This is a genomic window from Rhizobium sp. TH2, assembly GCF_024707525.1.
GTDB lineage: Bacteria > Pseudomonadota > Alphaproteobacteria > Rhizobiales > Rhizobiaceae > Rhizobium_E.
Window position 1 is genome coordinate 116,630 of sequence record NZ_CP062232.1, and the last position, 26,415, is coordinate 143,044.

Annotated in this window: 18 protein-coding genes and 3 pseudogenes; 12 read left to right on the forward strand and 9 right to left on the reverse strand. The window is 58.9% G+C overall.

Annotation, left to right across the window (positions count from 1 at the left end; translation table 11 throughout):
- Positions 1–21 precede the first annotated feature (21 nt).
- From IHQ71_RS29430 to torT, 4 genes are read right to left on the reverse strand one after another with little or no spacing between them, the layout of a single operon-like run.
- Positions 22–993: an ABC transporter permease gene (locus IHQ71_RS29430; RefSeq protein ID WP_258163226.1), complete on the reverse strand. Its 972-nt coding sequence runs from the start codon at positions 991–993 to the stop codon at positions 22–24.
- Positions 990–1,985 (reverse strand): ABC transporter permease, encoded by a 996-nt coding sequence (locus tag IHQ71_RS29435; RefSeq protein WP_258163227.1) that lies wholly within the window; start codon positions 1,983–1,985, stop codon positions 990–992. Before IHQ71_RS29435 ends, IHQ71_RS29430 begins: the two co-directional genes overlap by 4 nt.
- A complete protein-coding gene (locus IHQ71_RS29440; RefSeq protein WP_258163228.1) occupies positions 1,982–3,577 on the reverse strand; it encodes a sugar ABC transporter ATP-binding protein in 1,596 nt (531 codons plus the stop codon). Before IHQ71_RS29440 ends, IHQ71_RS29435 begins: the two co-directional genes overlap by 4 nt.
- 11 nt (positions 3,578–3,588) lie before the next feature.
- The gene (gene torT, locus IHQ71_RS29445; RefSeq protein ID WP_258163025.1) at positions 3,589–4,644 is read right to left on the reverse strand and encodes a TMAO reductase system periplasmic protein TorT; all 1,056 of its coding nucleotides are present in this window, start codon (positions 4,642–4,644) and stop codon (positions 3,589–3,591) included.
- A gap of 520 nt (positions 4,645–5,164) precedes the next feature.
- On the opposite strand from torT, the gene IHQ71_RS29450 reads away from it, so the two are divergent.
- The 8 genes from IHQ71_RS29450 (at position 5,165) to IHQ71_RS29485 (ending at position 15,842) form a co-directional block, all read left to right on the forward strand.
- Complete coding sequence (locus tag IHQ71_RS29450) at positions 5,165–6,121, forward strand: helix-turn-helix domain-containing protein (RefSeq protein WP_258163026.1); 957 nt, start codon at positions 5,165–5,167, stop codon at positions 6,119–6,121.
- A gap of 119 nt (positions 6,122–6,240) precedes the next feature.
- Positions 6,241–8,274, forward strand: a complete 2,034-nt coding sequence (locus IHQ71_RS29455; protein ID WP_258163028.1) for a hydantoinase/oxoprolinase family protein — start codon at positions 6,241–6,243, stop codon at positions 8,272–8,274.
- A complete protein-coding gene (locus IHQ71_RS29460; RefSeq protein WP_258163031.1) occupies positions 8,271–10,232 on the forward strand; it encodes a hydantoinase B/oxoprolinase family protein in 1,962 nt (653 codons plus the stop codon). Before IHQ71_RS29455 ends, IHQ71_RS29460 begins: the two co-directional genes overlap by 4 nt.
- Positions 10,233–10,321: 89 nt before the next feature.
- Positions 10,322–11,173: a xanthine dehydrogenase family protein subunit M gene (locus tag IHQ71_RS29465; protein WP_258163032.1), complete on the forward strand. Its 852-nt coding sequence runs from the start codon at positions 10,322–10,324 to the stop codon at positions 11,171–11,173.
- Positions 11,173–11,643, forward strand: coding sequence for a (2Fe-2S)-binding protein (locus tag IHQ71_RS29470; protein WP_258163034.1), 471 nt, complete (start codon positions 11,173–11,175; stop codon positions 11,641–11,643). The genes IHQ71_RS29465 and IHQ71_RS29470 overlap by 1 nt, the downstream gene beginning before the upstream one ends.
- A complete protein-coding gene (locus IHQ71_RS29475; RefSeq protein WP_258163035.1) occupies positions 11,640–13,997 on the forward strand; it encodes a xanthine dehydrogenase family protein molybdopterin-binding subunit in 2,358 nt (785 codons plus the stop codon). The genes IHQ71_RS29470 and IHQ71_RS29475 overlap by 4 nt, the downstream gene beginning before the upstream one ends.
- 361 nt (positions 13,998–14,358) lie before the next feature.
- Positions 14,359–14,580, forward strand: a complete 222-nt coding sequence (locus IHQ71_RS29480; RefSeq protein WP_258163235.1) for a type II toxin-antitoxin system Y4mF family antitoxin — start codon at positions 14,359–14,361, stop codon at positions 14,578–14,580.
- Positions 14,581–14,582: 2 nt separating this feature from the next.
- Positions 14,583–15,842, forward strand: coding sequence for a type II toxin-antitoxin system HipA family toxin (locus IHQ71_RS29485; protein WP_258163036.1), 1,260 nt, complete (start codon positions 14,583–14,585; stop codon positions 15,840–15,842).
- 9 nt (positions 15,843–15,851) lie between these two features.
- Here IHQ71_RS29485 and IHQ71_RS29490 read toward each other — a convergent pair.
- A pseudogene (locus IHQ71_RS29490) lies at positions 15,852–18,179 on the reverse strand (hypothetical protein).
- A gap of 149 nt (positions 18,180–18,328) precedes the next feature.
- On the opposite strand from IHQ71_RS29490, the pseudogene IHQ71_RS29495 reads away from it, so the two are divergent.
- From IHQ71_RS29495 to IHQ71_RS32130, 3 genes and pseudogenes are all read left to right on the forward strand, one after another.
- Positions 18,329–19,206: pseudogene (locus IHQ71_RS29495) on the forward strand (HNH endonuclease).
- A 412-nt stretch (positions 19,207–19,618) separates the two neighbouring features.
- Entirely contained in the window at positions 19,619–19,858 is a 240-nt protein-coding gene (locus IHQ71_RS29500) for a hypothetical protein (RefSeq protein ID WP_258163037.1), read from the forward strand.
- A 349-nt stretch (positions 19,859–20,207) separates the two neighbouring features.
- A pseudogene (locus tag IHQ71_RS32130) lies at positions 20,208–20,422 on the forward strand (IS6 family transposase); the annotation flags it as partial.
- On the opposite strand, the gene IHQ71_RS29510 reads toward IHQ71_RS32130, so the two are convergent.
- From IHQ71_RS29510 to IHQ71_RS29520, 3 genes are all read right to left on the reverse strand, one after another.
- Positions 20,398–21,381, reverse strand: coding sequence for a calcium-binding protein (locus tag IHQ71_RS29510; RefSeq protein ID WP_374990074.1), 984 nt, complete (start codon positions 21,379–21,381; stop codon positions 20,398–20,400). The pseudogene IHQ71_RS32130 and the gene IHQ71_RS29510 sit on opposite strands and share 25 nt — an antisense overlap.
- Entirely contained in the window at positions 21,272–23,080 is a 1,809-nt protein-coding gene (locus IHQ71_RS29515; protein WP_258163040.1) for a calcium-binding protein, read from the reverse strand. The genes IHQ71_RS29510 and IHQ71_RS29515 overlap by 110 nt, the downstream gene beginning before the upstream one ends.
- Positions 23,081–23,217: 137 nt before the next feature.
- The gene (locus IHQ71_RS29520; protein WP_258163041.1) at positions 23,218–23,898 is read right to left on the reverse strand and encodes a hypothetical protein; all 681 of its coding nucleotides are present in this window, start codon (positions 23,896–23,898) and stop codon (positions 23,218–23,220) included.
- A 448-nt stretch (positions 23,899–24,346) separates the two neighbouring features.
- On the opposite strand from IHQ71_RS29520, the gene IHQ71_RS29525 reads away from it, so the two are divergent.
- A complete protein-coding gene (locus IHQ71_RS29525; RefSeq protein ID WP_258163043.1) occupies positions 24,347–25,435 on the forward strand; it encodes a helix-turn-helix transcriptional regulator in 1,089 nt (362 codons plus the stop codon).
- A 199-nt stretch (positions 25,436–25,634) separates the two neighbouring features.
- Here IHQ71_RS29525 and IHQ71_RS29530 read toward each other — a convergent pair whose 3' ends face one another.
- Positions 25,635–26,324, reverse strand: a complete 690-nt coding sequence (locus tag IHQ71_RS29530) for a GntR family transcriptional regulator (protein WP_258163045.1) — start codon at positions 26,322–26,324, stop codon at positions 25,635–25,637.
- Positions 26,325–26,415 lie beyond the last annotated feature (91 nt).

Consider the following 26,415-nt stretch of genomic DNA (forward strand, 5'->3'; position numbering starts at 1 on the left):
TCCATCTAACAATGAAAGAATTCAGCCGCGCAATCCGTTGCCTATCGATCCCGCAAAAGCGGCAAGGATGACGATCAGGCCGATGATGACGGACTGTAGCGATCCGTCGATCTGGGCCAGGTTCATCCCAACGGAGACAATCGTCACAAGTAGGGCACCGAAAACAGGCGCCAGTACCGAGCCCACCCCGCCGCGGAGCGAGGCGCCGCCAACCACGGCTGCGGCTATGCTGTTGAGAACGAGGCTGGCTCCCAGACTGGGTTCGCCCGACCCGGTTCCGGCCGTCATCATGAGCCCGGCCATGGCCGCGATCACGCCGCAGCCCATATAGGCGAGAAACAGATGCAGCCTGATATTCCTGCCGGCGACCATTGCTGCCCGCGCATTGTCGCCGATCAGATAAAGTGTCCGGCCGAACACCGTTTTTGAGAGCAGAATATGGAGGATCGCTGCAAGCAGAGCGGCCAGAACGAACGGCGCGGGCAGGGCGAGCACATGTACCTGATTGAAAATGTAGGTGAAGGCCACTGGGACGCCGAAGACGGGAAACCCGCCTGAAATCGTCGTCGCCAGCCCAGTGGCGATGCTCATCATACCAAGCGTGACGACGAACGGGTTGATCTCGAGATAGGCGATCAGAAATCCGTTCACCGCACCGATCACGCAGCCGATCGCAAGCGCCACGACGAGTCCAGCCGCGACCGCGACTCCCGCATGCTCCGGCGGAAGCGCAACCATGACCATGCAGGAGGTCACCGAGACGACGGACACATTGGCGCCGACTGAAAGATCGAAGCCCCGGCCGATCAGCACGAGCAATTGCGCGGCTGCCAGCATGAACAGCAGCGACGCCTGCTTGAGCAGATTTTCAAGATTGGCGAATGAAGCCATTGCCGGCTGGATGAGCGCAAACAGTCCGAAAATCGCCAGGATGACGATCGGCAAGCCGAGCGCGCGGATCGGGGACGAGGGCATGAATGTCGCCGCCTTCATGGGCTGGTGCTCCGCATGCGTTTGAAATTATCGAGCGCCACCGCGGCAATGACGATGGCCCCTACCAGGATGACCTGATATCGGCTGTCAATGCGGACAAGGTTCAAGCCGTTGGCGAGCACCGACAGGAACAACGCGCCCGTCATCACCATGGAAAGGCGGCCCGAACCGCCCTTGAGAGATACCCCCGCCAGGATGGCCGCCGCGATGCTGTCGAGCATCATGGAACTGCCAAGCGTCGCCTCGCCCGATCCCACGCGGGCGGTGAGCAACAGTCCTGTCGCCCCGGCAAGAAGGCTACCCAGGCAATAGGCGAGGATGGTGACAAGCCGCACGTTGACTCCGGAGAAATGCGCGCCGCGTTCGTTACCGCCGACGGCATAGAAATATCGGCCTGTTCGTGTCGATGTCAGCACATAGCCGAGCGCGGCCAAAATGAGAACGGCGACCGCGATCACGATCGGCATGCCGTGGAATCGTCCGCGTCCTATCGTTTCGGTGAAGATCTCGGGAAGCCCGTAGAGCGGTGTGCCGCCTGACAGAAATTGCGCGAGGCCGGCGGCAATCGACATCGTGCCGATGGTGACGATGAAGGGCGGTGCGCGCAGGATCGCGACGCACGCGCCGTTCGCCAGGCCGATCAGGCCGGCGGCAAGCATGCCCGAGAGGCAGCCGAGCACCAAGCCGGCGATCGCGAAATCAGGCATGAACTCCAGGAAATAGACCATCGACATAGTGCTCGTGACACTTGTGAGCGCGATGACAGCACCAACGGAAATGTCGAAGCCGCCGACGACGATCACCAGCATCTGGCCGGCGGCCACCAGCGAGAGATAGGAGGTGTTGCGCAGGATGTTCATGACGTTCTCGAACCGAAGGAATTTGGGTTCGATGAGCGCGAATAGCAGGCAGGTTGCGGTAAGAAGAAGTGGCAGGGCCGGAGGCCTTGTGATCTTGCTCCTGATGGTGCGGTTTTGGACGAGGGTGTTCAAGACGCTACTCCTTCCCTCTGTTCGCCTTTCATGTCCCGCGGCACTTCAACCGGATGGTCGAAGAAGGCCGACAGCAGTGCCGCTTCCGATATGTCATCGCCCTCCAGTTCGGCCACGATCTCGCCGTTTCGCATCACGAGGAGCCGATGCGAGATATGGATGATTTCGGCCATATCGGATGAGCAAACCACGACGGCCTTGCCGGCTTCGGTCAGTTCCTTGATGAAATTGTAGATTTCGACCTTGGCCTGGACATCGACGCCGACGGTTGGTTCGTCGAACAGATAAATGTCGAGTTCACGGGAAAGCCCGCGCGCGAGCAGAACCTTCTGCTTGTTGCCGCCGGACATTCCTTCGACCGGGGCGTTCACGCCGCGCGCCTTGATATCGAGACGGTCGGTCATGCGCCGCGCGAACAGTTTTTCGGCGCGTTGCCGGATCCAGAGCCTGCTCTTCGAGAAGGCACCATCGTCAAGAGCCGCAATCGTCGCATTCCAGCCGAGGCTCTGGCGCATGGCCAGGCCCTCGGTCGCTCTATCGGACGGGAAGTAGCAGAGCTTGCGGCCGAGCATGGCGGCGGGTGTCGGATTCTTCACCGGCTCGGCATCGAGGCTGATCGTGCCGTCCAGGATCGCTTCGAGACCGTAGATCGCGCGTATCAGTTCGGATTTGCCGCAGCCGGCGAGCCCGGCGATGCCCAGCACTTCGCCATGCCGGATCTCCAGATCGACGGCGTTCACGAGGCCGTTCGCAGCACACAATCCCCTGACCTCGAGAGCCGTCGAGGACGCGTTTCGCTCGATCTTCGGATAGAAGGTCTCGAAACTCCGCCCGGTCATCGATTTGACGAGTGTCGGATGGCTGATCTCATCGCGAGCGAGGGTGCAGACATATTTGCCGTCGCGCAGCACTGTCACGCGATCGGCGAGACGATCGATCTCGGCCATGCGATGGGTGATGTAGACGATCCCGAGACCCTGGTCGCGCAGGGACTCGATCAGATCGAACAGCGCCGCTGCCTCCTGGTCGGCGAGCGAGGCGGTCGGCTCGTCGAAAATCATCACCTTCGCGTCGTGCAGCAGTGCCTTGGCGATTTCCACCATCTGCTTGTGGGCGCGTCGCAGTGTGACGATCCTCGCATCGGGGTCGAGGGCAAAGCCGAGCTTGCCAAGAATGGCGTCGGCCGCTTGTCGCATGGCCGTTTTGTCCAGCCGACCCCGGCGCATCAATTCCCGTCCGAGAAAGAGATTTTCGGTGACGGTCAGTTCGGGGATCAGGCTGAATTCCTGGAACACCGCGGAAATTCCGGCGCGCTGCATCCTGGCCGGCGTGGCGTTCTCGATAGTCTGCGACAGGAGCCGATATTCGCCTTCGTCGGCCTGCAAGACGCCGGCCATGATCTGGATGAGCGTCGATTTCCCGGCACCGTTCTCGCCAAAGAGCGCGTGGACTTCACCCGCTTCGAGATCGAAATCCACGCCTGACAGCGCCGCGAATGCGCCGAACCGTTTGACGATTGCCCGCATCGAGAGGACCGGGCTTGACGATACGGGTTCTTTCGAACCCGTATCGTCCGTGTTGGCAGTCTTCATCAACATGACTTTCAATCGACCGAATAGACTGGCTTCCAGCCGGCGGGAGCGAAGGAGCGGGTCAGATCGATAGTATCGATATTGTCCTTGGTCACAATACTCATCGCCGGATTGAGGTGCTTGTAATGCTCCTTCTTTTCAAGGATTCGGACTGCGAGGTCGACCGCGATACGGGCCTCCATAACAGGCGACTCCGTAACCGTCGCGGACACGTCGCCTTTCTTGACGAGATCGACGATGCCCTCGTTGGAATAATAGGAGGCGATCGTGACGTCCCGGTCGATGCCGGCTTCCTGAAGCGCCTGCTTGGCGACCTCGGCCGTCACCGCTGTGCCGTAGATGATGCCGACATCGTCATAGGTCTGGAGGGCATCCTCCACCAGCTGGAGCTGGATGCTCTTGCCGGTGTCGCCGTATTTGGCGTCCGCGAGCTCGATCTTGGAGTCCTTGATACCGAGCTTCACGCCCTCGGTTGATGCCTCTGCCCAGCCGGAACCCTGCGGACCGGGAAAATGCAGCAGTTTGACGGGATCCGCGCTATCCTTGAATTTCTCCGCCAGGAATCTTGCGCCGGCTGCGGCCGCGACGTCGTAGTTCGCATAGATCTTGGCATCGGCCACGTCGCCCTGCAGCGGATTGATCACGCCGACCTGCACGATCCCCTTCGCCTTGCCCTCGGCCATGCTCTTGGCGAGACCCGCCTCCGAGATCGCGCCGATGATGATGGCATCGACGCCGAGCGCCACGCAGTCGTTATACTGTGCCACCTGCTTGGCGGCTTCGGTATAACCGCCGGCCTGGAAGATCGTCGCCTTGACACCCAGCGCCTTGGCCTGGTCGGCAATGCCGTAGTCGACGCCCACCCAATAACTGTCCTTCATATGCGGGAAAAGGACACAGATGTGCCATTTCTTCGATGCCTTATCGAGGCCCTGATAGGAGACCGTCTTGCCGGCAACGACATCGGCCACGTCGAACGGCCAGGTATCGGTGGCATGCGACAGGGTAGGGGAGAGAAGCGCCAGTAAGCCTGACAAAATCACTTTCTTCATGTTTGTGCGTTTCATTGGTTCCGACCTCTTTTATTTGATTATGTTTGCACGCATGAATTTATACTTCGACGCGTCCACAGTATGGAATGCGGTCCGCCAGCATTTCGAGCGTCGAAAGGCCCTGAGGTTGTTTTCCTTCCCCGCCATGCGCAACACCTGCCAACGTAGCAGAGAGACGGGGAAATACATCATTTCTGCGCGAACAAATTCTGGTTCCACTGCGCACAGTCAGGGACGTTCAGTCACCAGAGTTTCACAGTCTATACTGCCTGGTTTATGAATAGATACGCGCGCGCGACGTTTTGCATTCTATGGATGAGGCGAGGAACGTTCTGCAATTTTCGATTCGATTGCCCGTGCGCATTGCCTGTTCTGGGCTCGGTAATGACGGGTCCTATGCCAGGATTGACGAGATTTTATGCGCCTGGTGACAAGACACCCGCCTATTTCATGCTATCTTCGGAAAAAGAACGAATGGGAACAACTGGTGAGACCGGTAACAGCCGGCCGCCGCCTTCGCAAAGGAGGATGAGACATGCATTATTCGACGGCCAATTCCAGCCCTGGGGCTCGCGCGGGTTACTGGAAAGACATCATCTCCAACGCGTATTTCCCGCTCGACCTCAAGTATCGGGACGAAGACCGGTTCAACGGCGGTTTGGACTATTGGTCGATGGGGAGCGTATCGCTTTCCAGAATTCAATGCGACGCGATCCTTTATAAGCGCCACGAACGGCAGATCGTCACGGAACGTGAGAAGAGCTTCCTGGTCACCATCCCCGATCTTGCCGATATCAGATTTGCCCAGGACGGTCGGGAAGTCTCCTGCGCACCAGGCGGATTTGTGCTCGAACGCGGCGATGCGCCTTATGAATTCAGTCACCCCGGTGCCAATCTGCTGTGGGTTTTCAAGGTGCCGGCCGCAGCGCTGAGGGCGCGTGTCGGGCCGCCGGAGCGGCTTTCGGCGATGTCCTTCGATGCCACCAAAGGTGTGGGCGCCTATTTCGTGGATGCGGTGCGGACAAGCGCTCGCCGGATCGCCGAGATGGATTCCGCCGCGCATGAAGTGGTTGGGCAACACCTGATCGATCTGCTTTGCCTGGCGATCCAGGGCGACGAGCGTGTGCTGAGCAGCAATCTCAGTTCCGTACGGTCGGCGCATCTGTTCCGGGCCGAGCAATTCATTCGCGGCCAACTCAACAAGCAGGAACTGCTTCCCCAGGATATCGCCGATGCTTGCGGCATCTCGCTCAGATATCTCCAGCGGCTTTTCACCGACAGTGGCCGGTCGATCTGCGAATGGATCCGCGAGCAGCGGCTGCTGATGTGCGATGAGGAATTGCGCAAGAAGAATTCGCAGCTGACGATCTCCGAGATCGCCTACAATTGGGGCTTCTCCGACCAGTCGCAGTTTTCCAAGCACTACCGGGCCTATTTCAGCCGCTCGCCGAGCGAAGCGCGCCTGCAATACCGGCAGCAGACTTTCTGCTGATCCATGAAATCTAGCTGGCCGCAGCGAGCGGCCATCCTGCCAAAACCCAACTTCTGCATGAAAGCGGCAATCCGTTGCGTCAGCGAACGGTCTCCGCTTGCCTATAGAAAGGACATACAATGGAGACCATCCGCGTTGCGGTGGATGTCGGCGGCACGTTCACCGACATCTGCATCCTCGACGAAACAACCGGCGAGATCAGGATCGAGAAGACGTCCTCGACGCCGGATCCGATCGACGGGATTATATCCGGGATCGAGCATGCAAAGGTCGATCTTTCGCAAGTCTCGATGTTCTCCCACGGCACGACCGTCGCGACCAATGCACTGATCACCCGCCGCTTGCCCCGCACCGCCATGATCTGCACCGAAGGTTTCCGCGACGTGATCGAGATCCGCCGCGCCAACAAGCAGGATCTCTGGGACGCCTACAAGGATGTCGCCAAGCCTTATGTGCCGCGCAAGGACCGGCTGACGGTCGCCGAGCGTGTCGATGCGTCCGGCAAGGTGCTGACACCGCTCGATGAAGACGGCGCCCGGCGCGTTGCCCGCATCCTCAAGAAACGCGGCGTAAAGGCGGTATCGGTCTGCTTCATGAACGCCTTCGTCAACGGTGAGAACGAGCGGCGCATGCGCGCCATCCTGCGCGAGGAAGTGCCGGGCCTTCCGGTTTCGATTTCATCGGAAGTCATGCCGGAGATCTTCGAGCATGAGCGATTCTCGACGACGGTGGTCAATGCGGTGCTGAGCCCGGTTGTCGTCGACTACACGACGCGCCTCGGCGACAATCTGCGCAGCAAGGGCTACAAGCGCGACCTGTTGTTGCTTCACACCGGCGGCGGCGTGATGACGCCGAAGAGCGTGCAGGATTTCGCCGCGCGTCTGGCCGGCTCCGGCATCGCCGCAGGCGCGATTGCCAGCCGCTATATCGCGATGCTCTGCGGCTATCCCAATTCCATCGGCCTCGACATGGGGGGCACATCGACCGATGTGTCGATGGCCTATGAGGGCGAATCCCGCATCAGCAAGGACTGGTACATCGAATTTGGCTATCCGATCCGCTTTCCCAGCATTGAAGTCCTGACGATCGGCGCCGGCGGTGGATCGCTCGCCTGGCTCGACGAGGCGGGATCGCTCCGCAACGGCCCGCAATCCGCCGGTTCCCAGCCCGGACCGGCCTGCTATGGCAACGGCAATGTGGTGCCGACCAATACCGACGCCAATGTCGTGCTGGGCCGGCTGGGTACGAGCCTGGCAGGCGGCAAGCTGACGCTCCGTCCCGAACTCTCGGAGGCGGCCGTTCGCACCGGTGTCGCGGAGCATTTCGGCATCGATATCCATGTTGCGGCGGAGTCGATCATCAAGGTCGCCAATGCCAATATGGCGAATGCCGTCCGGCTGATTTCGATCAGCCGGGGCTATGATCCGCGTGATTTCGCGCTGGTTGCCTTCGGCGGCGCGGGCGCGCTCCATGGCGCGGCGGTCGCACAGGAACTGGCCATCCCCGTCGTCATCGTGCCGCCCAATCCCGGCGTCACGTCGGCTCTCGGCTGCCTGCTCGTCGATATCCAGCATGATTTCTCCGACAGCTTCATGGCGGATGCCGCCAGCACGAAGCCCGAAGAGATGGAGGCGGCATTCCAGCGGCTCGAGAAGGAAGCGCTCGATCGGCTGATCCATGAAGGCGTGGCTCCAAAGGACATCGTCCTCCAGCGCAGTGTCGAAATGATGTATCAGGGCCAGTGGCGCTCGCTTGCCATATCGGCGCCGGGCAAGGTGGTCGATATCGGTCTCCTGATCGAAAGCTTCCATCGCGAGCACGAGCGGGAATACAATTTCCGTCGCGACGACGCCCCGGTCGGTCTGTTCCGTGTCGCGCTCAAGGCCATCGGCACGGTGCCCAAGGCGCAATTGTCCGAGCACAAGCCCAGCATGGAAAGACCCGGCCCCAAGTCGCGGCGCCCAGTCTGGTTCGAAGGCGAGCCGCATGACACACCGGTTTTCGAGCGCAGTGAATTGCCGGCCGGTTTCAAGATCACCGGACCCGCGATCGTCGAGCAGTTCGATTCCACCGTCGTCGTCCCGCCGAACACCACGGCCGTGGTCGATAAATATCTCAATATTCTCATTCACCTCCAGGGAGTTGCCAGATGAACGGCGAAAAGTTGGACGGGCTCGATCCCGTCACGTTCGAAGTGCTCAAGAATTCGTTCATCACCTCGGTCGACCAGATGGCCGAGCAGATGCTGAGGACCTGCTATTCCTTCGTGATCTACAATCGCGACTTCTCGAACGGACTGCATGATGCCGAGGGCAATTCGGTGGCGCAGGGCACGCAGGATATCGCGGTGCATGTCGGGACGCTGCATTTCACCTGCAAGGAGGTCATCCGCGCCTTTGAAGGCGACATGCTGCCCGGCGATGTCTATGCCATCAACGATCCCTATGCCGGCGGCACGCATTTCAGTGATGTCCGCTTGATCCGGCCGATCTTCGACGAGGACGAACTGATCGGATTCAGCCAGTCCAACGGCCATTGGTCGGATCTCGGCGGCAGTGTGCCGGGTTCCTTCGATGTCACGGCCAAGGATATGTTCCGCGAAGCGCTGCGTATCACGCCGGTTCGGTTGTTCAACGGCGGGCGTTTCTGCAGCGATGTCGCAAACCTCATTGCAGCCAACACTCGCGACCCGCGGTCGATCATCGGCGATATCCACGCCCAGGCGCAGGCAACCCACGTCGCCGAGCGCGATGTGCTGCGGCTGGTCAAGAAATATGGCCGCAAGACGGTTACATCAGGCATGGCTGCCGTTCAGGACTATGTCGAACGCGCCATGCGCCAGCGTATCGCCGCCCTGCCTGACGGCACCTGGGAAACCGTCGACTATATCGACCGCGATCCGGCCGCGGGCGAGGGCATGATCCCTATCCGCATCAAGATGACGATCAAGGGCGACAAGGTCTATTACGACTTCACCGGCAGCCATGGAACGATCGGATCGATCTACAACTCCGCGCCCGGCGCCACCTTCTCCGCCGTCGCGGCCGGCATGAAGACCTTCTTCCCGGATCTCCCGCTCAACAGCGGCTTCTACCGGATCTTCGAGATCGTCAGCCCGGAAAACAGCGTGGTGAGCGCCCAATGGCCGGTCGCCGTCACCGGCTTCCTGATGCCGTTCGAGAAAATCATGAATTCGATCTTCGAAATGTGGTCGAAAATCATCCCCGAACGGGCGATTTCCTGCTCGTTCAACCTCGAATATCTACTCACCGGCGGCCATGACCTGCGCCGCGCCGACAAGCCGATCTTCATGTTCTACGACTGGCTTCCCGGCGGCTGGGGTGGTCGCAACGGGCTGGATGGCTGCAATGCCACGACGGCCTGCTTCGGCACCGGCCTGATGGCACAACCTGTCGAGGGGCAGGAGCGCGTCAACCCGGTCCTGACGACGAAATTCGAGATCAAGCAGGATTCAGCGGGGCCTGGAAAATTTCGCGGCGGCGCCGGCGTCGAGAAAACCTCCGTGCTTCTCGAGGCAGAAAAATCAGTCATTTCGTACATCTGCGACCGCGAGCGGGCGGTGGTCTGGGGCACCAATGGCGGCCTGCCGTCGATGCCGCACGGATTGACACTCCGCCGTGCGGGCGAGGATCGGGACACCTGGCTCGGCTCGGTCTTCTCGGATGTGCCGCTGCGGACCGGCGACATCTTCTCCCGGCCGACCGCCGGCGGCGGCGGCTTCGGCGATCCCCTCGAGCGCGATCCTGACAAGGTTCGGGAGGATGTCGAGCAGGACTACGTGTCCGTCATCCGCGCCCGCAGGGACTATGGCGTGGTTCTCACTGTCGTAGACGAAGATCTTGCCGAATACGCGGTCGATCTCGAGGCGACCGACCGAGAGCGGGCATCCATCCGTGCCGAGCGCCGCAAATGGGCGGCCATGGACCCGGCGATCGTCGCGGACATGTACAAGTCTGGCGATATCGATGCGCTCGACGCCGTCAGGCACTATGCCGTCATTCTCGATTGGGACAATGGCGATGTGCTGCCCGAGACCACGCGGCAGTTCCGCGAGATGCACGAAAAGCGAACAGTCTCGCACTGGAAGTAAGGCGCCTGGTGACGACGCGTTTTCCCCAAGCGTGTCGTGGCCTTTCGAGCCGACGAGAGAAGGTGCAAGTGCCGATGGGATCATCCCCGATGACGATCAGAGAATTCATTGCCGCAACAAGCGTGGAACAGGCGGTGTCGGCTCTCACCGACCACGCCGGTGCCAGCCTGCTGGCCGGCGCGACGTGGACGATGCGGGCAAGACTCCGTGGGGAGGATTTGCCGGAAACAATTGTATCAATATCAGGCATTGCCGAGCTCGGAGAGATCCAAATCGGAGTGGATCGGCTTTCCATCGGCGCCTGTGTCACGCATGCGGGACTCGCTGTCGCATTGGCGGCGTCGGGCGAATTTCAGGGACTTGCCGATGCCGCGCGCCAGTCCGCCAATCCGGCGGTGCGATCGATGGCCACCGTGGGCGGCAATCTTTGTACCCATGATTTTGCCGCAGCCGATCTCGTGCCCGCGCTGCTCTGTCTCGATGCCATGGTTGAATATCGCTCCGCGCAGGGCGTGGTCGTGATAGGCCTCGAGGAATTTCTTCAGATGCGGATGACGCTAGGCCCGGGACTGGTCACAGGGGTGAGCGTGCCGCGCGGAAAATTCCGCTCAGCTCATGCGCGGCTACCGCTTCGCAAGGCAGGCGACTATCCAGTCGCAATCGTCTCGGTTAAGGCGGATCGTCATCCAGACGGCACCTTCCATGAGGTGCATATTGCCGTTGGATCGGTCGAGCCAGCGGCCCGCCGGTGGTACGCGCTTGAAAACGCAATAGAGGGCAGGGCGCTGGCGCCTTCGCACATGGGCGCGATGGCCGGGGAAATATCCAAGGGCTTTTCGGGGCGCGATGGCATCGAGGCTCCGGGCTGGTATCGCGTCCAGGTGTTGCCCGTATTGGTGCGCCGCGCTTTTGAAGATCTCTGCCAGCAGGGGGGAAACTGATGGCCGTCAGCCTCAGTATCAATGGCGATGCGTATACCTATCATGGCGACCCCCTGACGCCGCTTGTCGATGTCTTGCGCAACGAAGCGCTATTAACTGGCACCAAGGCGGTGTGCGGCGAGGGCTTCTGCGGCGCGTGCATGGTGCATCTGGACGGCAAGCCCACTGTCTCCTGTCTTTGTCCGGTTGGTCTTGTTGCCGGGCTGAACGTGACGACAATCGAGAGCATTGCCGCCGGAGATGTTCTCAACCCCATTCAGCAGGCGCTCGAAGATCTCGACGCCGTTCAATGCGGAATGTGCTTTCCCGGCATAGTGATGACGCTGACTGCTTTCCTCGATCAAAATCCAAATGCGGACCGCGCGGCGCTCAAGGCAGCGCTTTCGGGCAATATCTGCCGCTGCACGGGCTACGAGCGGATCATCGATGCAGCACTTGTGGCGATGATGAACACGGAGCGCCCGGAATGAACATGGCAATTCCTCCCGAAGGTGCAGTCAGGAATCTCGCCCGGCGCGACGCGCGCGACAAATTGAGCGGCCGGACGCGCTACACCATCGACCAGGCCGGACCCGGCACGCTGCAAGCCGCGATCCTGAGATCGCAGGTCGCATCCGCACGCATCCTCGGCATCGACACTTCCATGGCCAAGGCGATGCCCGGCGTGCGTGCGGTGATCACGGCCGCGGATGCACCCGGCCGGCACGGAATAGGCGTTATCGATCATCCGCTGTTTGCCTGCGATGTTATCCGCTACTACGGCGAGCCGATCGCCGCCGTTGCCGCCGACACGATCGAGCAGGCGCAAGCGGCTGCGGCAGCCATTCGGCTCGAAACCGAGTCCCTGACTCCGGTCTTGAGCATGGCGGAGGCACTGGTATCGGGTGCTCCGCTCGTCCATCCCGATTGGAAGAGCTACGTGGTACAGCTTGATGGTGTCGCGCGCGAGGGCAATGTCGCCTGGGAGGCCAAGGTCATCCGTGGCGATACCGATGCCGCCTTCGCGCGGCCCGATGTTGCCATTGTCGACAGTTGCTTCACTGTCGGCCGCCAAAGCCATGTGCCTTTCGAGCCGCGCGCGGCCGTCGCCACCTTCGAGGATGGCCGCTTTCACATCATCTGCTCTACACAGGTGCCCTGGACCGTCCGCAAGGTGACGGCCGAAGTCCTTGGCGTCTCCTCGTCGCAGGTGCGGGTAACCGTTCCTCCTGTCGGAGGCGGTTTCGGCCTCAAGTTCGACTGCACGATCGAGCCGATCGCGGCGCTGCTGGCGAAGCGAACGGGCCGGCGCGTGGCCATGATCAATTCCCGCTACGAAGAGACGATCACCTGTCTCTGCCGCGAGAATGCCGAAATCCGCATCCGGTCCGCCGTGACCGGGGAAGGTGAGATCGTCGGCCGTGAAGCGACGGTGCTGATGGATTGCGGCGCCTATGGTGGCGAGCAGATATTCCTGACGACGATGACCGCCCACACGCTGGGCGGCAATTACAAGCTCGGCTCGGTGCGTCTCAACAGCCGCGCGGTCTATACGAACACCACGCCCAACGGTGCCTTCCGCGCATGCAACGGCGTCTACAATACCTTCGCGCTCGAGCGTCATACAGATGAAATCTGTACGGCCATCGGCATGGATCCGCTGGAATTCAGGCGACGCAATGTCCTCGGTGACGGGGATATCGGCGCGACTGGCCAGGTGTTCGAAGGCGAGGTCCTGCGTCCGATGCTCGAGCGGATGGAGGCACTGAAGGCGAGCCTGCCGTCGAAAGCGCCGCTGGCGGACGGGCGGCTCTATGGCCGGGCGACGACCGTCGGCACGTGGTTCATCTTCGTCGGTCCCTCCGCCGCAACCGTCAATCTCAATGCCGATGGAAGTGCCACGCTGGTGACATCCGGCGTCGAGATCGGTTCGGGCAGCATGGTTCAGTCGCTGCCGCAGATCGTAGCGGCGGAACTCGGCATCCGGCCGGAGGACGTCGTGGTCAAGGCAGCGGATACGGATGCGGCGGGTCTCGACCTCGGCGTCGGCGGCGGACGCACCACGGTCTCCATTGGAGCGGCGAGCCTCAAGGCATGCGAGGAAGTCCGCAACAGGATACTGCCGGTCGCCAGCGAAATTCTGCAGACGCCGCGCGACCAATTGGTGCTCGCCGATGGCCGTGTCGAAATCGCGGGCCGGAAAGGGGCGGGCACGACTATCGCCAAGGTGGTCGAGCGCGTCCAGCAGCTTTCGGGGCCGGTAATGGGTTCAGGCGCCTTCACCAAGCCGGGCGTGCAGGCGATGGCCGGTTGCGCCATGGCGCATTTCATCGATGCAATCGATATCCCAGTCTTTGCCGTCCACGATTGCGAGGTCGCTGTCGACCCGGAAACCGGACATGTCGAGGTCCTGTCCTATTCCGTGGTGCAGGACGTCGGCCGGGCGCTCAATCCTCGTGCGATCCACGGCCAGATCCAGGGCGGGGTGGTCCAGGGGCTCGGCTATGCATTGCATGAAGAGGTGACCATCGACGCAGGGGGCCGCATCGCCCAATCCGGCTTTGAGACCTACAGGTTGCCATTGGCGCAGGATGTCGTGCCCGTGGTCGTTGATCTTTACGAAGGCGCCCCTTCGATCGGTCCGCTCGGCACAAAAGGCGCGGGGGAGGTACCAATCCTCAATGTCGGGGCCAGCGTCGCCTGCGCGGTCGCGAATGCCACGGGCAAGAAGGTTGAGAGCCTACCGCTCACACCGCCGCGCGTCCTTGCGTTGCTATCCGGAACCAACGCCCCACTTAATCCCGGACATATCGACGTTGTTTGGCGCAAGAATATCATCCCCTGATGTCGCCGCGGCATTTTCGCTCGATTTTGACGGATGATCTCTATTCGGGAATATGGAACGCACGAATCTTGGCACCAAACGCCGAAAAATTTCGCATTGGCGCGGATACAGTTGTCATCGCAGAAGTGCATGGAACGTACGCAATAACAGTAGGCTGCGGTTCGATTCCTATCAAGGCGTTCGTAAATGTATAAAGCGGAAATGATTTTCCGTCTTCTCGGCTCAATATCTCCCAGACCGATCGTCCCGATCGGGATGAATATGAAGCCATTGTGCAAGAAATTGCGAAATCATCCCGATCGGTTCGTTTCCTTGATAGTTGGCTCATGAAGTGGTAATTTCGTCCCGAAAAGGGACGATGATGGACACTGTTAGCGACACCAATACGCTTGGAATGCTTATTCGGGCTGAGAGAAAATCTCAGAGCCTCACCCAAGAGCAGCTTGCCGGCATTGCTGGAGTTGGTGTTCGATTTGTGCGTGAGCTCGAGGCCGGCAAGGAGAGCTGTCAACTTGGTCGAGCGTTGCAGGTGGCCCAAACACTCGGCCTTGTCCTGTCTGTAAGCACCAGACGGGAGAGATAATCGTGACTCGATACTTGGACGTCTATTTCAGCAACATAAAGGCCGGCACACTCGGCCAGGACGCCGACGGGACGCTTACCTACTCATACGACGTCGAGTATCTTCGAGATGGAGGAGTCGCGGCGATTTCCTTCTCAATGCCGTTGAGGGAAGAGCCCTACCTCGACCAGATCGTTCGCCCATTCTTCTCGGGCTTGCTTCCCGATGAGGGCGCCCGACAGCGTCTTGCGGGCGCACTTGGCCTCTCGTCCGGCAATGCATTCGGTTTACTCGAAGTGATCGGCGGCGAGTGTGCAGGTGCATTGTCTCTCCATCGCGCTGGCGAGGCGCCTGCATTGAATGACGATGAGGGGGTCGAGGAGCTTAGCGGCGAACGACTGAGTGATGTGATCGGCAAATTGCGCAGCCGTCCCCTCCTGGGTGGCGAGGAAGGGGTTCGCCTCTCGCTTGCGGGCGCGCAGGACAAGCTCGCGGTCATCGCGCAAGACGACACCATTGGCTTGGCCAAGGGTGGCCGTCCGACAACCCACATTCTCAAACCGGTGATCCAAGGCCTGGAAGGAACTGTCGAGAATGAGCTTTTTTGTTTGCGTCTTGCTGATCGCCTGAAACTACCGGTTCCTACTGCAGAGATGCGGTGGAGCAACGAGACAGCCTTCTTGCTCATTGAACGTTATGACCGTGCCCGGGCGAGCCACGGACGTATTGACCGGTTGCACCAGGAGGATTTTTGCCAGGCGCTGAGCGTGCCACCAGAACTCAAATACGAGGAGGAGGGCGGTCCTAGCACGGAACGCTCAGTTGATCTCATCAACCGAGCCTGCGGTCGCCCGGCCGCAGACCGCCTACGCTTCATCAGGATGCTGATTTTTCACTACCTTGTTGGCAATGCGGATGCCCACGGGAAGAACTATGCCTTACTCTATGACGGTAAGTCTCCAGACCTTGCGCCGCTCTATGATGTGGTTTGCACAGCCGCCTATCCCAGACTGGCCAAGAAGCTCGCAATGAAGATCGGTGGTCGGGCGGTTCCAGACACGACCCAACTGAAACACTGGCTGACCCTCGTCCCCGACACAAAGGCGGCACAACGTCTTCTCGTCAGCGATATCGCAAATCTCGCTGGCAACATTGAAAGCGAAGCCGACGCGCTGTTGCTTGAGTTCTCGGATGCGGGCGTCAAGCACCCGGTCCTCAAAGCAGTGCGCGGAATTGTTGGAACCCGCGCCGCACATCTGCAGAGGATTATCGAGAGGGTGTGAGCAGGCCGCTTATGCGGCCTCCCACACACGGTTCAGGATCTTCGCTGCCAGTGCGGCCTTATCTTGAGGCAAAAATCGCCCATAATGTTGCGCCACCATGTCCGGCGTGTCCTGGATGGCATAACTTGCCTGCTCATAAGAGCCGGTTTGCTTCAAGATATGGGTCGCTAGGACGTCTCGAACATTGTGCGGTCCATGCGGCAACAGTCCCTTGATGACGCCACGACCGGTATAAGGGTTGAAGATTCCGTATCGCTAGATGACCAGCTTCCACGCTTCATAGAAGGTGGTCTGATTGTAGGCTGCGTCCTTGCTGGTCGTTTTCACCGTCTTGATGAAAAGGGTGCCTGGGTCTTCGGACCCGGCGAGAAGCACACGACGATGGCGATCAACATAGGTGTTGATATAATGGTACAGATCCTGGAGGTCGGGCAAGATGAGCCTGAACGGTTTTGAGCCGAAAAACGACGAGTTTGCGTTCTTGAAGGCGACTGCGGGGATCAGAACTTCCCAACCATGATCACGCTCGCTCCATCGGAGCTCTCCACGCTTCATGTCCTCCAATCGGCGCTCTGACGTTGGAAACTGCCCACGCGGGCAGACCAGTAATTGTCGAAGGTTCTTCTGACGCAGCCCCAGATGAAGTCCGAGCCGGAGGAGAAGGAAGGATCGGACCGCTTCCGCCGCCGCACGCGGATAGCGGTTTTCGTCCGGCATCCGCTTGACAATTTCCTCTGTGATTTTTCTGTATTCGCCCAGCGGGCTTTCTGCCTCGAGCACGCACATGATTGGTTCGAAGGGGTCGCGATGGACCCGTGCCACACGCTGGATTTCTTTTTGCCGCTGTGTCGCGTGCTTGAAGCAGGCTTCGCATGCCGCGTACCAATCATTCCGGGCAGTGCGAATTTCGGCTGCGGTAACCAAGCCAGCAATGGGCTTTGTATTGAGGGCAAGTTCTCGGTGCTGCCACATCCAACCGGTTTCTGGTCGAACCATGCCGAGGAGGATTTGGAGCATGTCCTCCTCCCATTTCGTGTAGAACCCGCGGCGGCGCTCGCGCCACTGCAGATACCAATCCCAGACACCTGGGAAGACCAGTAGACCGAATGTCAGTTGTGCCAACGGCACGCCATAGCCTTTGACAGCGCTCTTAGGCGACGCCGCCAGTGAACCGAACATCAATCCAAGATGTTCGATCTTCTGCGATGTCGTTTCCTCACCCCAGACCCCGTTTCTCCGCAATCCAACGGCCGTCAGTGTGGCAGTCTTGAAATGCACCAGGTTCGCCATCTCCATCGACAACCGCGGGGGCGCATCGATTACGCCCGCCAAGAGATCTAGATCTTCTATGGTCGTGTGATCCCCGTCGCCATCGAAGGCCGTTTCCTCAAGCGTTAGACGAGGAGACAGCGTGCCGCCGTACGAGATGGCGGGGAAGCGTATCGCATACCGCTGTTTTGATGCGGCGGCTTGGAAGCGGCGGTAATCCGTAGATCCGGTGATGATCACTCGACGCACCCATTCGAGGATTTCTTCGCGCTTACCGAATGGCAGGGTGTTGAAGTCGTCGGGAAGATGCCAGGCCAGCCGTCTTCGCTCGGCGGCGGTTACCTCGCTTCCGAGCTCATACCCAGACGCCGAGCGAGACTGATGTGGCAGCTTCGCCTTGAAGTAGCCTGCGCGGAGGCGATATCGACGTTCGAAAGATGCCAAGACCTCCAGGCTATCCACCGTGCGTGGCGACTTCGTCCCCTTCCTCCAACTCACCAGCGTGGATCGCTCGAAGCCTGGGTGTTGGTCGGCGATTGCCCGATGAAGATGCCAATCGGAGTCGCAATGTCTGCGCATCTGGTACATCAGAGCCGCTGCGAATTCGATCGGATCTTCCGAAGCATCGAAGAGTGGCTCTGGAAACTCCGCGACCTGTTTTGGCGGTATACCTACCTTTGCCCTGGCTGGTTGTGCCGAGTCACTCAATGTCGCATCTTCCTGGCTCTTGGCCCGCGCAGACTTCTTCTGTACCTTTGCCGGCGAGCGGCTGCCATCTTGGCTAGATTCCTCTTTGTCGATCCAGCGGACGATTGCCTCGAGCCCGGATTGAAGATTCTGTTTCAAAGCGCTGCTCATCACAGATTCAAACCCGCACGCCGATTGGATGGAAAGCCAGTCCGTGCGACCCGATCGTGTCGGTGGATACTTGCGATAGAGGATCAAACTATGGAGGTAAGGTCTGATATTGTTCAACTCTCGGGTTGAGACGAGCGGCGCAATCCGAACATCGCAAAAGGTTGAAATCTTACGCTGAAATTGAATAGATGAAGCAGACTGGTTTCTCATGGCATTCCTGGTTCGCACTCTATATCGGAACAAAGCACCGGGGGGTGGCCTGCTAAGGCCACGGGGTTAACGAAATCTGAATGCATGCGATTTCAGATGTAATGCCCAGGCGAAAACATTGGTGTGGGCAATTGCGTGGGGGACGGAGAGTGGCGTTCGGGATCTTCATCCATCGAGCAGATTCGATTTACGACGATAGCCCGTCGGAGCAGTATCAGTTCCCGAAACAATATCTCGGACGTGTGCAAGCTTGTGCCGGCGATTGGGTCATCTACTATGAGCCCCGCAAGGCGTCGGCGGCGCGAGGCTACTTCGCCGTCGCTAAAGTCGCTCAGGTCATCCAGGACCCAAAGGCGCCTGCGATGTACGTGGCCTTGATCGAACCGGGGAGCTACCTCGACTTCATCAACCCTGTTCCGTTCAACGGTCCAGCGGGAGTTATCGAGAGCGGTGTGCTAAATGAAGCCGGGCGGATTTCTGGCAGAGCGCAAGCAGCAGTACGGCCGGTCTCAGCATCAGACTTCAATCGTATACTCTCGATTGGGCTCGAAGAGCGCGGGCTGGAACTGCCTCGAATTGGCGAGCCATCTGTGCCTGGCTATGGTTTCGGTGATGGTCCTCAAACGCCATTTGTCTTCGATCAGGAGCGCGATCGCATCAGCCACTTTCTTCGCGTATTGTCCGTGATCGGATGTTTCGGCGCCTCGTTCTCCAAGCTTATGACAAACGATGTGCCATCACCGGACTGAAGCTCATCAACGGTGGCGGGCGTGCGGAAGTAGATGCTGCTCACATCAAGGCGGTTGACGCGAACGGACCCGATATTCTCACCAATGGTATCGCACTGTCTGGCACAGCGCATTGGATGTTTGACCGAGGGCTAATAGGCCTGTCGGACGACTTGGAAGTCCTGATTTCACGACAGGCGAATGATGCTGGCAGCATTCGAAGTCTGATCAATTCGACCGGGAAGGCAATTGTACCTTCGAGGCCGTTCGAAAGGCCCCACCCGCAGTTTCTGCAGTAGCATCGCGAAAACCGCTTTAAGTATTGAAGCCTGTCTGCGCTCCGTCAAGTCCGGTGGTTCGATTCCCATCAAGACCTTAAGAGCTCGTCCGCTGACGAGGACATTGCGGAGTTTGCGATGTATGCGTTCAACGACGGCTTCGCGCCCTATCCCTATGGCCTCGTTGCATGAGGTGCGTCGATGAAACTTCAGTCGTTCAACTCAGCGCGAGAAATTGAACATGAACATCATGCTTGAAAGGTCTGTCAGGACTGCGAAACGTTGGCGGGTCGGCGCAACGTATGCTGACGGCGCAGGCCCCGCCAGGCGCACGGAAATCCTTTACGAGCTCACTATTTAGAACTGGACGTGGGCTACCGCGAAATGGCAAACGGGGCGAATTTCGTATGGAACGCAGTCGCGAGGAACTGTCATGAAAACACTCATTCGCGTGGTGGTGATGATCGCTGTTGCGGTCGTCGTTGTTATAGGTTTCCGCTGGTATCGTTATGTTACCAACACCGACAGCCCTTACGATGAAATCGGCATCACGCTCAACAGTTCCATGCCCGGTCCGCTCAACAGTTGGGGCTGCGCCAAGCTCAAAACCACTTTTGCTAATTCCTTGCCACCGTATGGCTGCGCCGCGGGCGACGGAACCCAGTGGAAGTAAGGCTGTGGGGCCGCGCCAGAGGTTGATCCAGTGAACATCAGCATGCCAGATCATGGCGATCGGCATTTCAGCGACCTTGTCAGTAGCGGTTCCGGGCGCCCCCGCGGCAACACCACGGAAGCAAATGCAAATGGCATTCCGAATAACCGCCGTGAGAATTTCGCTCACGGCCACAGCTTACGTGCTATTCGCGCCACCGTTAGAGGTGGCCGCCTGAAAACCGAATGGACATCCAATCCGCGATGGTGACAGCCAGCGCAGGATCTCCCGCTTCGCAAACTTATTGTGGTTAACGGCATGTTGACGAACGCGGAAGAAATTCCCGCTCCCGATGTTGTGGATCGTACCGATGATTCTGAATGCCATCGCCGAAAAGTTGAAGCACCAATCAAGAGACGATTTCAAAGGGCGGATTTCGAGGTGGGGCTGATCGTACAAGCGGTTGTCTGGTATCTGCGCTATCCACTCAACCGAGACCTTGAGGGATGTTCCGAGAGCGCGGTTTTCAGTCGAGCATAGCACGATCTGCTGGCGCCAATCTATATGATCTCAAAGTCATTGAGACCAAGCGCACTAGCGTCTGTGAAATTGAGGAGTGCGATGAAAATTGCGGCTTCTGAACCCACACCGTCGGGGTCAAAGTACAGTCGGTCGTTATCCTGCCGAAAAATGAACTGTGCCTTACTGCCAGTGGCAATGCTGTCAGAAGCACGGTTGAAAAGTTCGTCGGATCCCAACACCGCGCCGATTCCGAATTCTTTACCTCTCACTCGGAGGATGTCCTGATTGTCGGTGAAGTAGTTAATAACGTCCGTTCCCTTGTTCAATTGAATCCAGAACGTCTCAACTGTCGCCTCGGCGGTGTCACCAAACAGAGTATCGTCGCCACCATCGCCGCGCATTAGGTAGCCGGGAGCATAGATCAGGTCGGCGCCAGCTCCCCCGTACACGAAGCAATCCTTCGCTGTTGTGTTATCGGTAAAGTTGAAAACATCATTCTCTCGAGTTAAGACGAAGTTCTCCATCCCCAAATAGGTATCACCCGCAGCGTCCTCTTGGCCGGTACTGGTATCGGCCGAAGGTCCTTGAATAGTGACGCCCGCCGAGGTGGAGAATTTCGAATAATTCACGGTATCGCTGCCCTTGCCGCCATTCATTGCATCGATGCCGCCCATACCTGGCAGAAACAGGTCATTTCCATCGCCGCCGAGAAGTTCATCGTCGCCGAGCTTTCCGTCGAGCTTGTCGTTACCATCGCCACCTTTCAGGACGTCATTGCCACTAAGACCGACAAGATAGTCGTTGCCACCAAGACCCATCAACAGATCGTCGCCAGTGGTGCCATTGATCTTGTCGTTGTTGCCGGTGCCCTTCTTCTTCGCCATCGCAAACCCTCTCAGGAAAAACGTCACGTCAAAACAAGAAATCGCTGCTGCCCAAATCCTTGATATTGAGCCCCGCCAGCGTGATTGTATCGCCATGGCCGGCATTGATGAGCACGGAGGAGCCTTTCTGGCTGACATGGTCGGCCTTGAGATCGGCAAAATCGGCAATCGACGTCATGGCCTTGAGGTCGAGGCGATCGTGGTCGGCGCCCGCAGCGTCGAAATCGGCGATCGCATCCTTACCGGATCCGGTCTTGAACACGAATCGGTCGGAGCCATCGCCGCCAAAAGCCTTGTCGGTTCCCTTGCCGCCGATAAGAATGTCGTCGCCGCCAAGGCCCTTGAGGATATTCTTGCCGGCATTGCCTGTCAGGACGTTGTCGCTGCCATTGCCGGTGGCGTTGATGGTGTCCTTGCCCGTCAAAATCAGGTTCTCCAACCCGGCATGCTGCAACAGGCTGAAGGATACCGAGGCCAGGACGCGGTCGACGCCTTGCACGACGAATTCCCGCACATCGTCCAACCCGGAATTGATAATATAGGTGTCGTTGCCAAACCCGCCGACTAGGACGTCGGTACCGCCCGCGCCGCCGAGCCGATCGTTGCCGTCATAGCCGATCAGCGTTTCGTCCGCCTCTGTGCCGGTCAGCGTCTCGTTCTTGTCACCGGGTGTGTCGTCAGGGACAAAGCTGCGCTGGTAGATGCCATAGGTGTCGCCCGCCCCCTGGCCCTCCCAGCTCACAATCCAGCCGCCGTTGGCAAGCGCCTTGACCGTGGGATCGAACTGCACGCCCGCCGTGCCGGGATTGACTAGCGTTTCCGACCCAACAATGTTTCCATTGGTGTCATAGCGCTGCTGATAAATGTCGAAGGTAACGCTGTCCGGGCCGAAGGATCGCCAGGTGACAAGCCAGCCGCCATCGGCCAGGCCTGTCACCGAAGATTGCATCTGGAAATTGGTTGTGTAGGTGTTGACCTGCGTTTCCGTCCCGACCTTATTGCCAGCCATGTCATAACGCTGCTGATAAATGTCCCACCAATTTGTGTCTCCATAGCTGTTCCATGTCACCAGCCATCCGCCATCGGCAAGCGCCGTCACGCTGGATTGCGCTTGATCTGCGGTTGTCTGCGTGTTGACCGCCAATTCGGGACCGAGTGCGGCACCGTTGCCGTCGTAGCGTTGCTGATAGATGCCATAGCCGTGGCCGTCTTGGCCAACGGACGACCAAGTGACCAACCAGCCGCCATCCGCAAGCGCTGCCGAGGACGATTGGAACTGGGAATCGGTCGCGTGCGTATTAACGCGGGTCTCGGTGCCGCCGGTGCTTCCATCGGCTTGGTAACGCTGCTGATAGATGCCCTCGTTGTCGCCATCTTGACCGGAAGACGTCCAGGCGACCACCCAGCCGCCATCTGTCAGGGTGATCACGGAGGAATCGGCCTGAGAACTGGTCGTGTAGGTATTGACGAGCGTCTCAAGGCCCGTTGCGCTGCCGTTCGCATGGAAGCGTCGTTGATAGATGCCAAAGCCGCTGCCATCCTGATCGGCGGACGTCCAAGTTGCCAGCCACCCACCATCTGCAAGTGCCGTCACGCTGGATTCGGATTGGCCGCCAGTCGTATGGCTGTTGATCAGCGTTTCAGAACCGATCGCATTGCCGCTCGCGCCATAGCGTTGCTGATAGATGCCCAACTGTCCTCCGGACTCGCTACTGTCGGAAGTCCAGCTCACCACCCAGCCGCCATCGTCGAGCAGGGTCACGGCGGGCTGATGTTGATCCATCGTGGTATGGGTGTTGACGCGCGTCACCGCACTGCCCGTGGCATTCGATGGCATGATTTTCTCCTGCATTCCCGCTTATTGAGCCTGCCGTCGCATCGTGACTTTCGCCGCTCGCCAACCAAACGGGGTTGTGTCAATGGATGAATGGGCGTCAAAACCCCTGTGCCCTAAAATCGAAGACGCCCATAAAATTAAACAAAATCAGTGTCGTCAATTTGGGACGGTTTGACGTTCAAGAGCGTCAGAGTATCGCCGCCACCAAAATCAAGGATTGTATTTTTCCCCGACTTCACGATGTGATCTACATCGGCAAATGTTCCATTGATCAAATCTTGAAACCCTACACCACCGGTAGCGTCGAAATCAGTGATGACATCGTTCCCATAGCTCGCGACGAATGCGAAATTGTCGTTGCCCGCGCCGCCTGTTAAAATATCTCTGCCAAGGCCACCCGCCAAGCTGTCATCACCGCCGCGACCGATCAGAATTTCGCTTTTAGCACCCGGTCGCCCCATAGTATCTGCAAGATTTGTTCCGATGGCTCTAACGTTCCCCGAGACAGCTCGGCCACTGATTTCTCCAAATTGTTCAAAAAAAGTATCACCGAGTAGGAATCGCGCGTCGACTTTAAAGTCTTCTATCGACATAAATTTATCGCCGTTCGCGTCCGCGCGGGTAAATTTCTCGACCACCCCGCTTTTTAGGATTCCATGCGCGTAGTCGAGGTTCGTCCCCTCAATAATCACCTCGTCGAGACTCGTTCTATCAACAAAAACAGCTCTGTTTTTCGATCCACTCAACAAGGCGAGATCGTTCAAATCCTCGTCGCCGCTATACCATGCTTCGAAAAGGCGTACGGTTGCCCGGGTCATGATGTTCTCCGAAATGTTGTTTGTTGTGCTATTTCCGAAACGTACCCTCGTTCTTTTCCCGCCGATAAGTCCGCTATCGTCATGAGTCCGCAACTTAGGAGCTAACGGTTTCCGTGCGTGACAGGTCCATGAAATAAACCGGCCTAACCGCTGTGGCCCCGGTGCGACCGACCGCATGAAGTAGCAGCAACTATCAACGCAATTTTGGAGGCGTCACGGAGGGTGAGCCTGATCTTCTTTGCCGTGCGAGCCACTAAAGGAGCTGGTTTCCTGCCGCCAATAATGCATACAGTCGGGCAATCTCCACCTGTCAAATGACAGGGGGCGATGATGAATTTCTGGTTTGTCCATAAGGGCTACGTGTTTCTGCAATGTGGCAGAGTACTCATGGGCTCTTTGGCGATTAGCGCGCTCGTTGCAGCGCCGGAGCCGAGATGCGCGAGCTAACATGACAGTTGATCTTGCCGATGCAATCTACGAGGCCGCGTTTGTTCCGGAACTATGGTCCAAGGCATTGGAGCGGCTGGCGCAGCTCTCGACTTCAGTTGGAACAGCCCTCTTTCTCTTCAGCGACGGCAGGCCGACGCGGGGCAGGGCACTCGATAGCCAGCACGAGGAGTTGGCCGCATTTCTTACAAGCGATACGCTGCCATTTTCCGCAAGCGTACAAAACGTCTGCCGCGCTCAGCCCTCGAGCTTTGTAGACTTCGATAGCCTACTGACGAACGAGGAAAAAGCGAACGATGTCGCCCAAATTCGCTATCGATCAATGGGAATCGGTGCCCATTTAGGAACCGCAATTCCCATGCCGAGTGGTGAGTTGGTCATCTTTGTTCAGCAGAGGCTGATTGAGAGCGGGCCTTATGGCCGCAAGGAAACGCGGCTTCTCAATCGTCTTAGACCGCACTTGGCGCGCGCCAGCATGATCGCGGTCCGGCTGGGTCTCGAACGTGCCGAGAATGCTGTCAATGCCATGGAGACTATGGGATTTCCCGCTGCCGTGCTGTCGGACTTGGGGCGGGTTCGTGCAACCAATGTTCTGTTCGACCGTCTTTCGCAAGTGTTTCTGACCACGGCCTTCGGCGGACTCGCCATTTCCGGACGCGAGGCTAACGGGTTGTTTCAGCAAGCCATTAGGGCCATGCGCGAGGACCGTGAGCCTCTGGTCCGTTCAATTCCACTCGCTCCTCGGGAGGACAGGGCGCCGTTAATCATCCACCTACTGCCCCTTCGCCGCGCTGCACATGACATTTTCGCCAATGGTGACGTTATGCTTGTGGCAACGACGGTGGGTGCTAGCGCGATGGTGCCCGCCGCGACGATTCTGACCGGTCTTTTCGACCTATCGCCGGCAGAAGCGAAGCTCGCAACTTCCCTTGCAGTGGGACTGACGCTCAAAGCCGCGGCAGCGGAGCAAGGAATTCAAGTCAGTACGGCACGATACTATCTGGAAAGAGTATTCCAAAAGACAGGCACCCACCAGCAAAGTGAACTGGTTGCCCTTCTCAAGACTGCGCAGCCCCTCTCGCATGGGTGATCCAAGGGCACTGCCCCAGAAACGACGCGCTGAAGCGTTGGTGCACGGATCACCGGCTCTGAGGTTCTGCTCCCATCAACTGCTGAGTTCGGACCTCTAAAAATGTGCCCACCGCATCGCGCCTGAAATGAGGGTAGGCTCGGTTGCTAGTCGAGATTGCCGATTGGCCTGTGTTGGCTTCACCCGCGAACAGTGGAAATCACTCCACAGTGGCAAGCAAGGTCTTTGCGATACCTGCTGCCGCGGCCACATGGGCTTTGCAGGCTTCTGCGGCGGCCACGGGGTCGTTCTGTTCTATCGCCGCGAAGATCTTGCGGATTTGGGCCGGGCCGGAGGTCGTGCGGTTGGCGGTGGAGAGTGTCATCACGCGCAGCCGTGAGATACGGCCATTGAGCCGGCTGACGATGTCCCAGGCGATATTGTGGCCGCTGGCCTCGAAGATCGTGCCGTAAAATTCGGTCGTGGCGTCGAGAATGCCGGGCGGCGAATGCAGTTTCGAGGTGCGGTCGAGTTCGTCCAGCGACTTCCGAAGCTTGGCCTTGATCTTGTCGTCAGCAACGCGGGCGCAATCCGCCACAGCCGTCGATTCGAGTGCAGCGCGAATCTCGTAGATCTGCCTTGCGTCGTCCCAGTTTAGCTTGGCAACGATAGGCCCCTGCTTGGCCAGCATTTCGACCAGCCCCTCGGCCTCCAGATGGCGGATGACCTCGCGGATCACCGACCGCGAGACACCGAGCTGATCGCACAATGTGCGCTCCACAAGCCGTTCTCCGGGCTCGAACAACCCGCTGATGACCGCGCGACGCATGCGATCGAGCGCGATCTCACGCAGCGTCGTGGGTGGCGTTTCAATGCGCAGGGCGGCGAGACTCTTGGCGTTCTTGGTCATGGGCCTTCGTGTAGCCGCAAAATTTCTTTTGCACAAGGTCTTGACACTCGGTCTTATGGTATACCAACATACAGGAAGACAAATTGAAGGA

What these genes read in the sequence shown, in the direction of transcription:
- IHQ71_RS29430 (WP_258163226.1), bottom strand. Translation starts at nt 993, where the DNA reads ATGAAGGCGGCGACATTCATGCCCTCGTCCCCGATCCGCGCGCTCGGC.
- IHQ71_RS29440 (WP_258163228.1), bottom strand. Translation starts at nt 3,577, where the DNA reads ATGAAGACTGCCAACACGGACGATACGGGTTCGAAAGAACCCGTATCG.
- torT (WP_258163025.1), bottom strand. Translation starts at nt 4,644, where the DNA reads ATGAAACGCACAAACATGAAGAAAGTGATTTTGTCAGGCTTACTGGCG.
- IHQ71_RS29450 (WP_258163026.1), top strand. Translation starts at nt 5,165, where the DNA reads ATGCATTATTCGACGGCCAATTCCAGCCCTGGGGCTCGCGCGGGTTAC.
- IHQ71_RS29455 (WP_258163028.1), top strand. Translation starts at nt 6,241, where the DNA reads ATGGAGACCATCCGCGTTGCGGTGGATGTCGGCGGCACGTTCACCGAC.
- IHQ71_RS29460 (WP_258163031.1), top strand. Translation starts at nt 8,271, where the DNA reads ATGAACGGCGAAAAGTTGGACGGGCTCGATCCCGTCACGTTCGAAGTG.
- IHQ71_RS29465 (WP_258163032.1), top strand. Translation starts at nt 10,322, where the DNA reads ATGACGATCAGAGAATTCATTGCCGCAACAAGCGTGGAACAGGCGGTG.
- IHQ71_RS29470 (WP_258163034.1), top strand. Translation starts at nt 11,173, where the DNA reads ATGGCCGTCAGCCTCAGTATCAATGGCGATGCGTATACCTATCATGGC.
- IHQ71_RS29475 (WP_258163035.1), top strand. Translation starts at nt 11,640, where the DNA reads ATGAACATGGCAATTCCTCCCGAAGGTGCAGTCAGGAATCTCGCCCGG.
- IHQ71_RS29480 (WP_258163235.1), top strand. Translation starts at nt 14,359, where the DNA reads ATGGACACTGTTAGCGACACCAATACGCTTGGAATGCTTATTCGGGCT.
- IHQ71_RS29500 (WP_258163037.1), top strand. Translation starts at nt 19,619, where the DNA reads ATGAAAACACTCATTCGCGTGGTGGTGATGATCGCTGTTGCGGTCGTC.
- IHQ71_RS29510 (WP_374990074.1), bottom strand. Translation starts at nt 21,381, where the DNA reads ATGTCAGCCAGAAAGGCTCCTCCGTGCTCATCAATGCCGGCCATGGCG.
- IHQ71_RS29515 (WP_258163040.1), bottom strand. Translation starts at nt 23,080, where the DNA reads ATGCCATCGAATGCCACGGGCAGTGCGGTGACGCGCGTCAACACCCAT.
- IHQ71_RS29520 (WP_258163041.1), bottom strand. Translation starts at nt 23,898, where the DNA reads ATGACCCGGGCAACCGTACGCCTTTTCGAAGCATGGTATAGCGGCGAC.
- IHQ71_RS29525 (WP_258163043.1), top strand. Translation starts at nt 24,347, where the DNA reads ATGACAGTTGATCTTGCCGATGCAATCTACGAGGCCGCGTTTGTTCCG.
- IHQ71_RS29530 (WP_258163045.1), bottom strand. Translation starts at nt 26,324, where the DNA reads ATGACCAAGAACGCCAAGAGTCTCGCCGCCCTGCGCATTGAAACGCCA.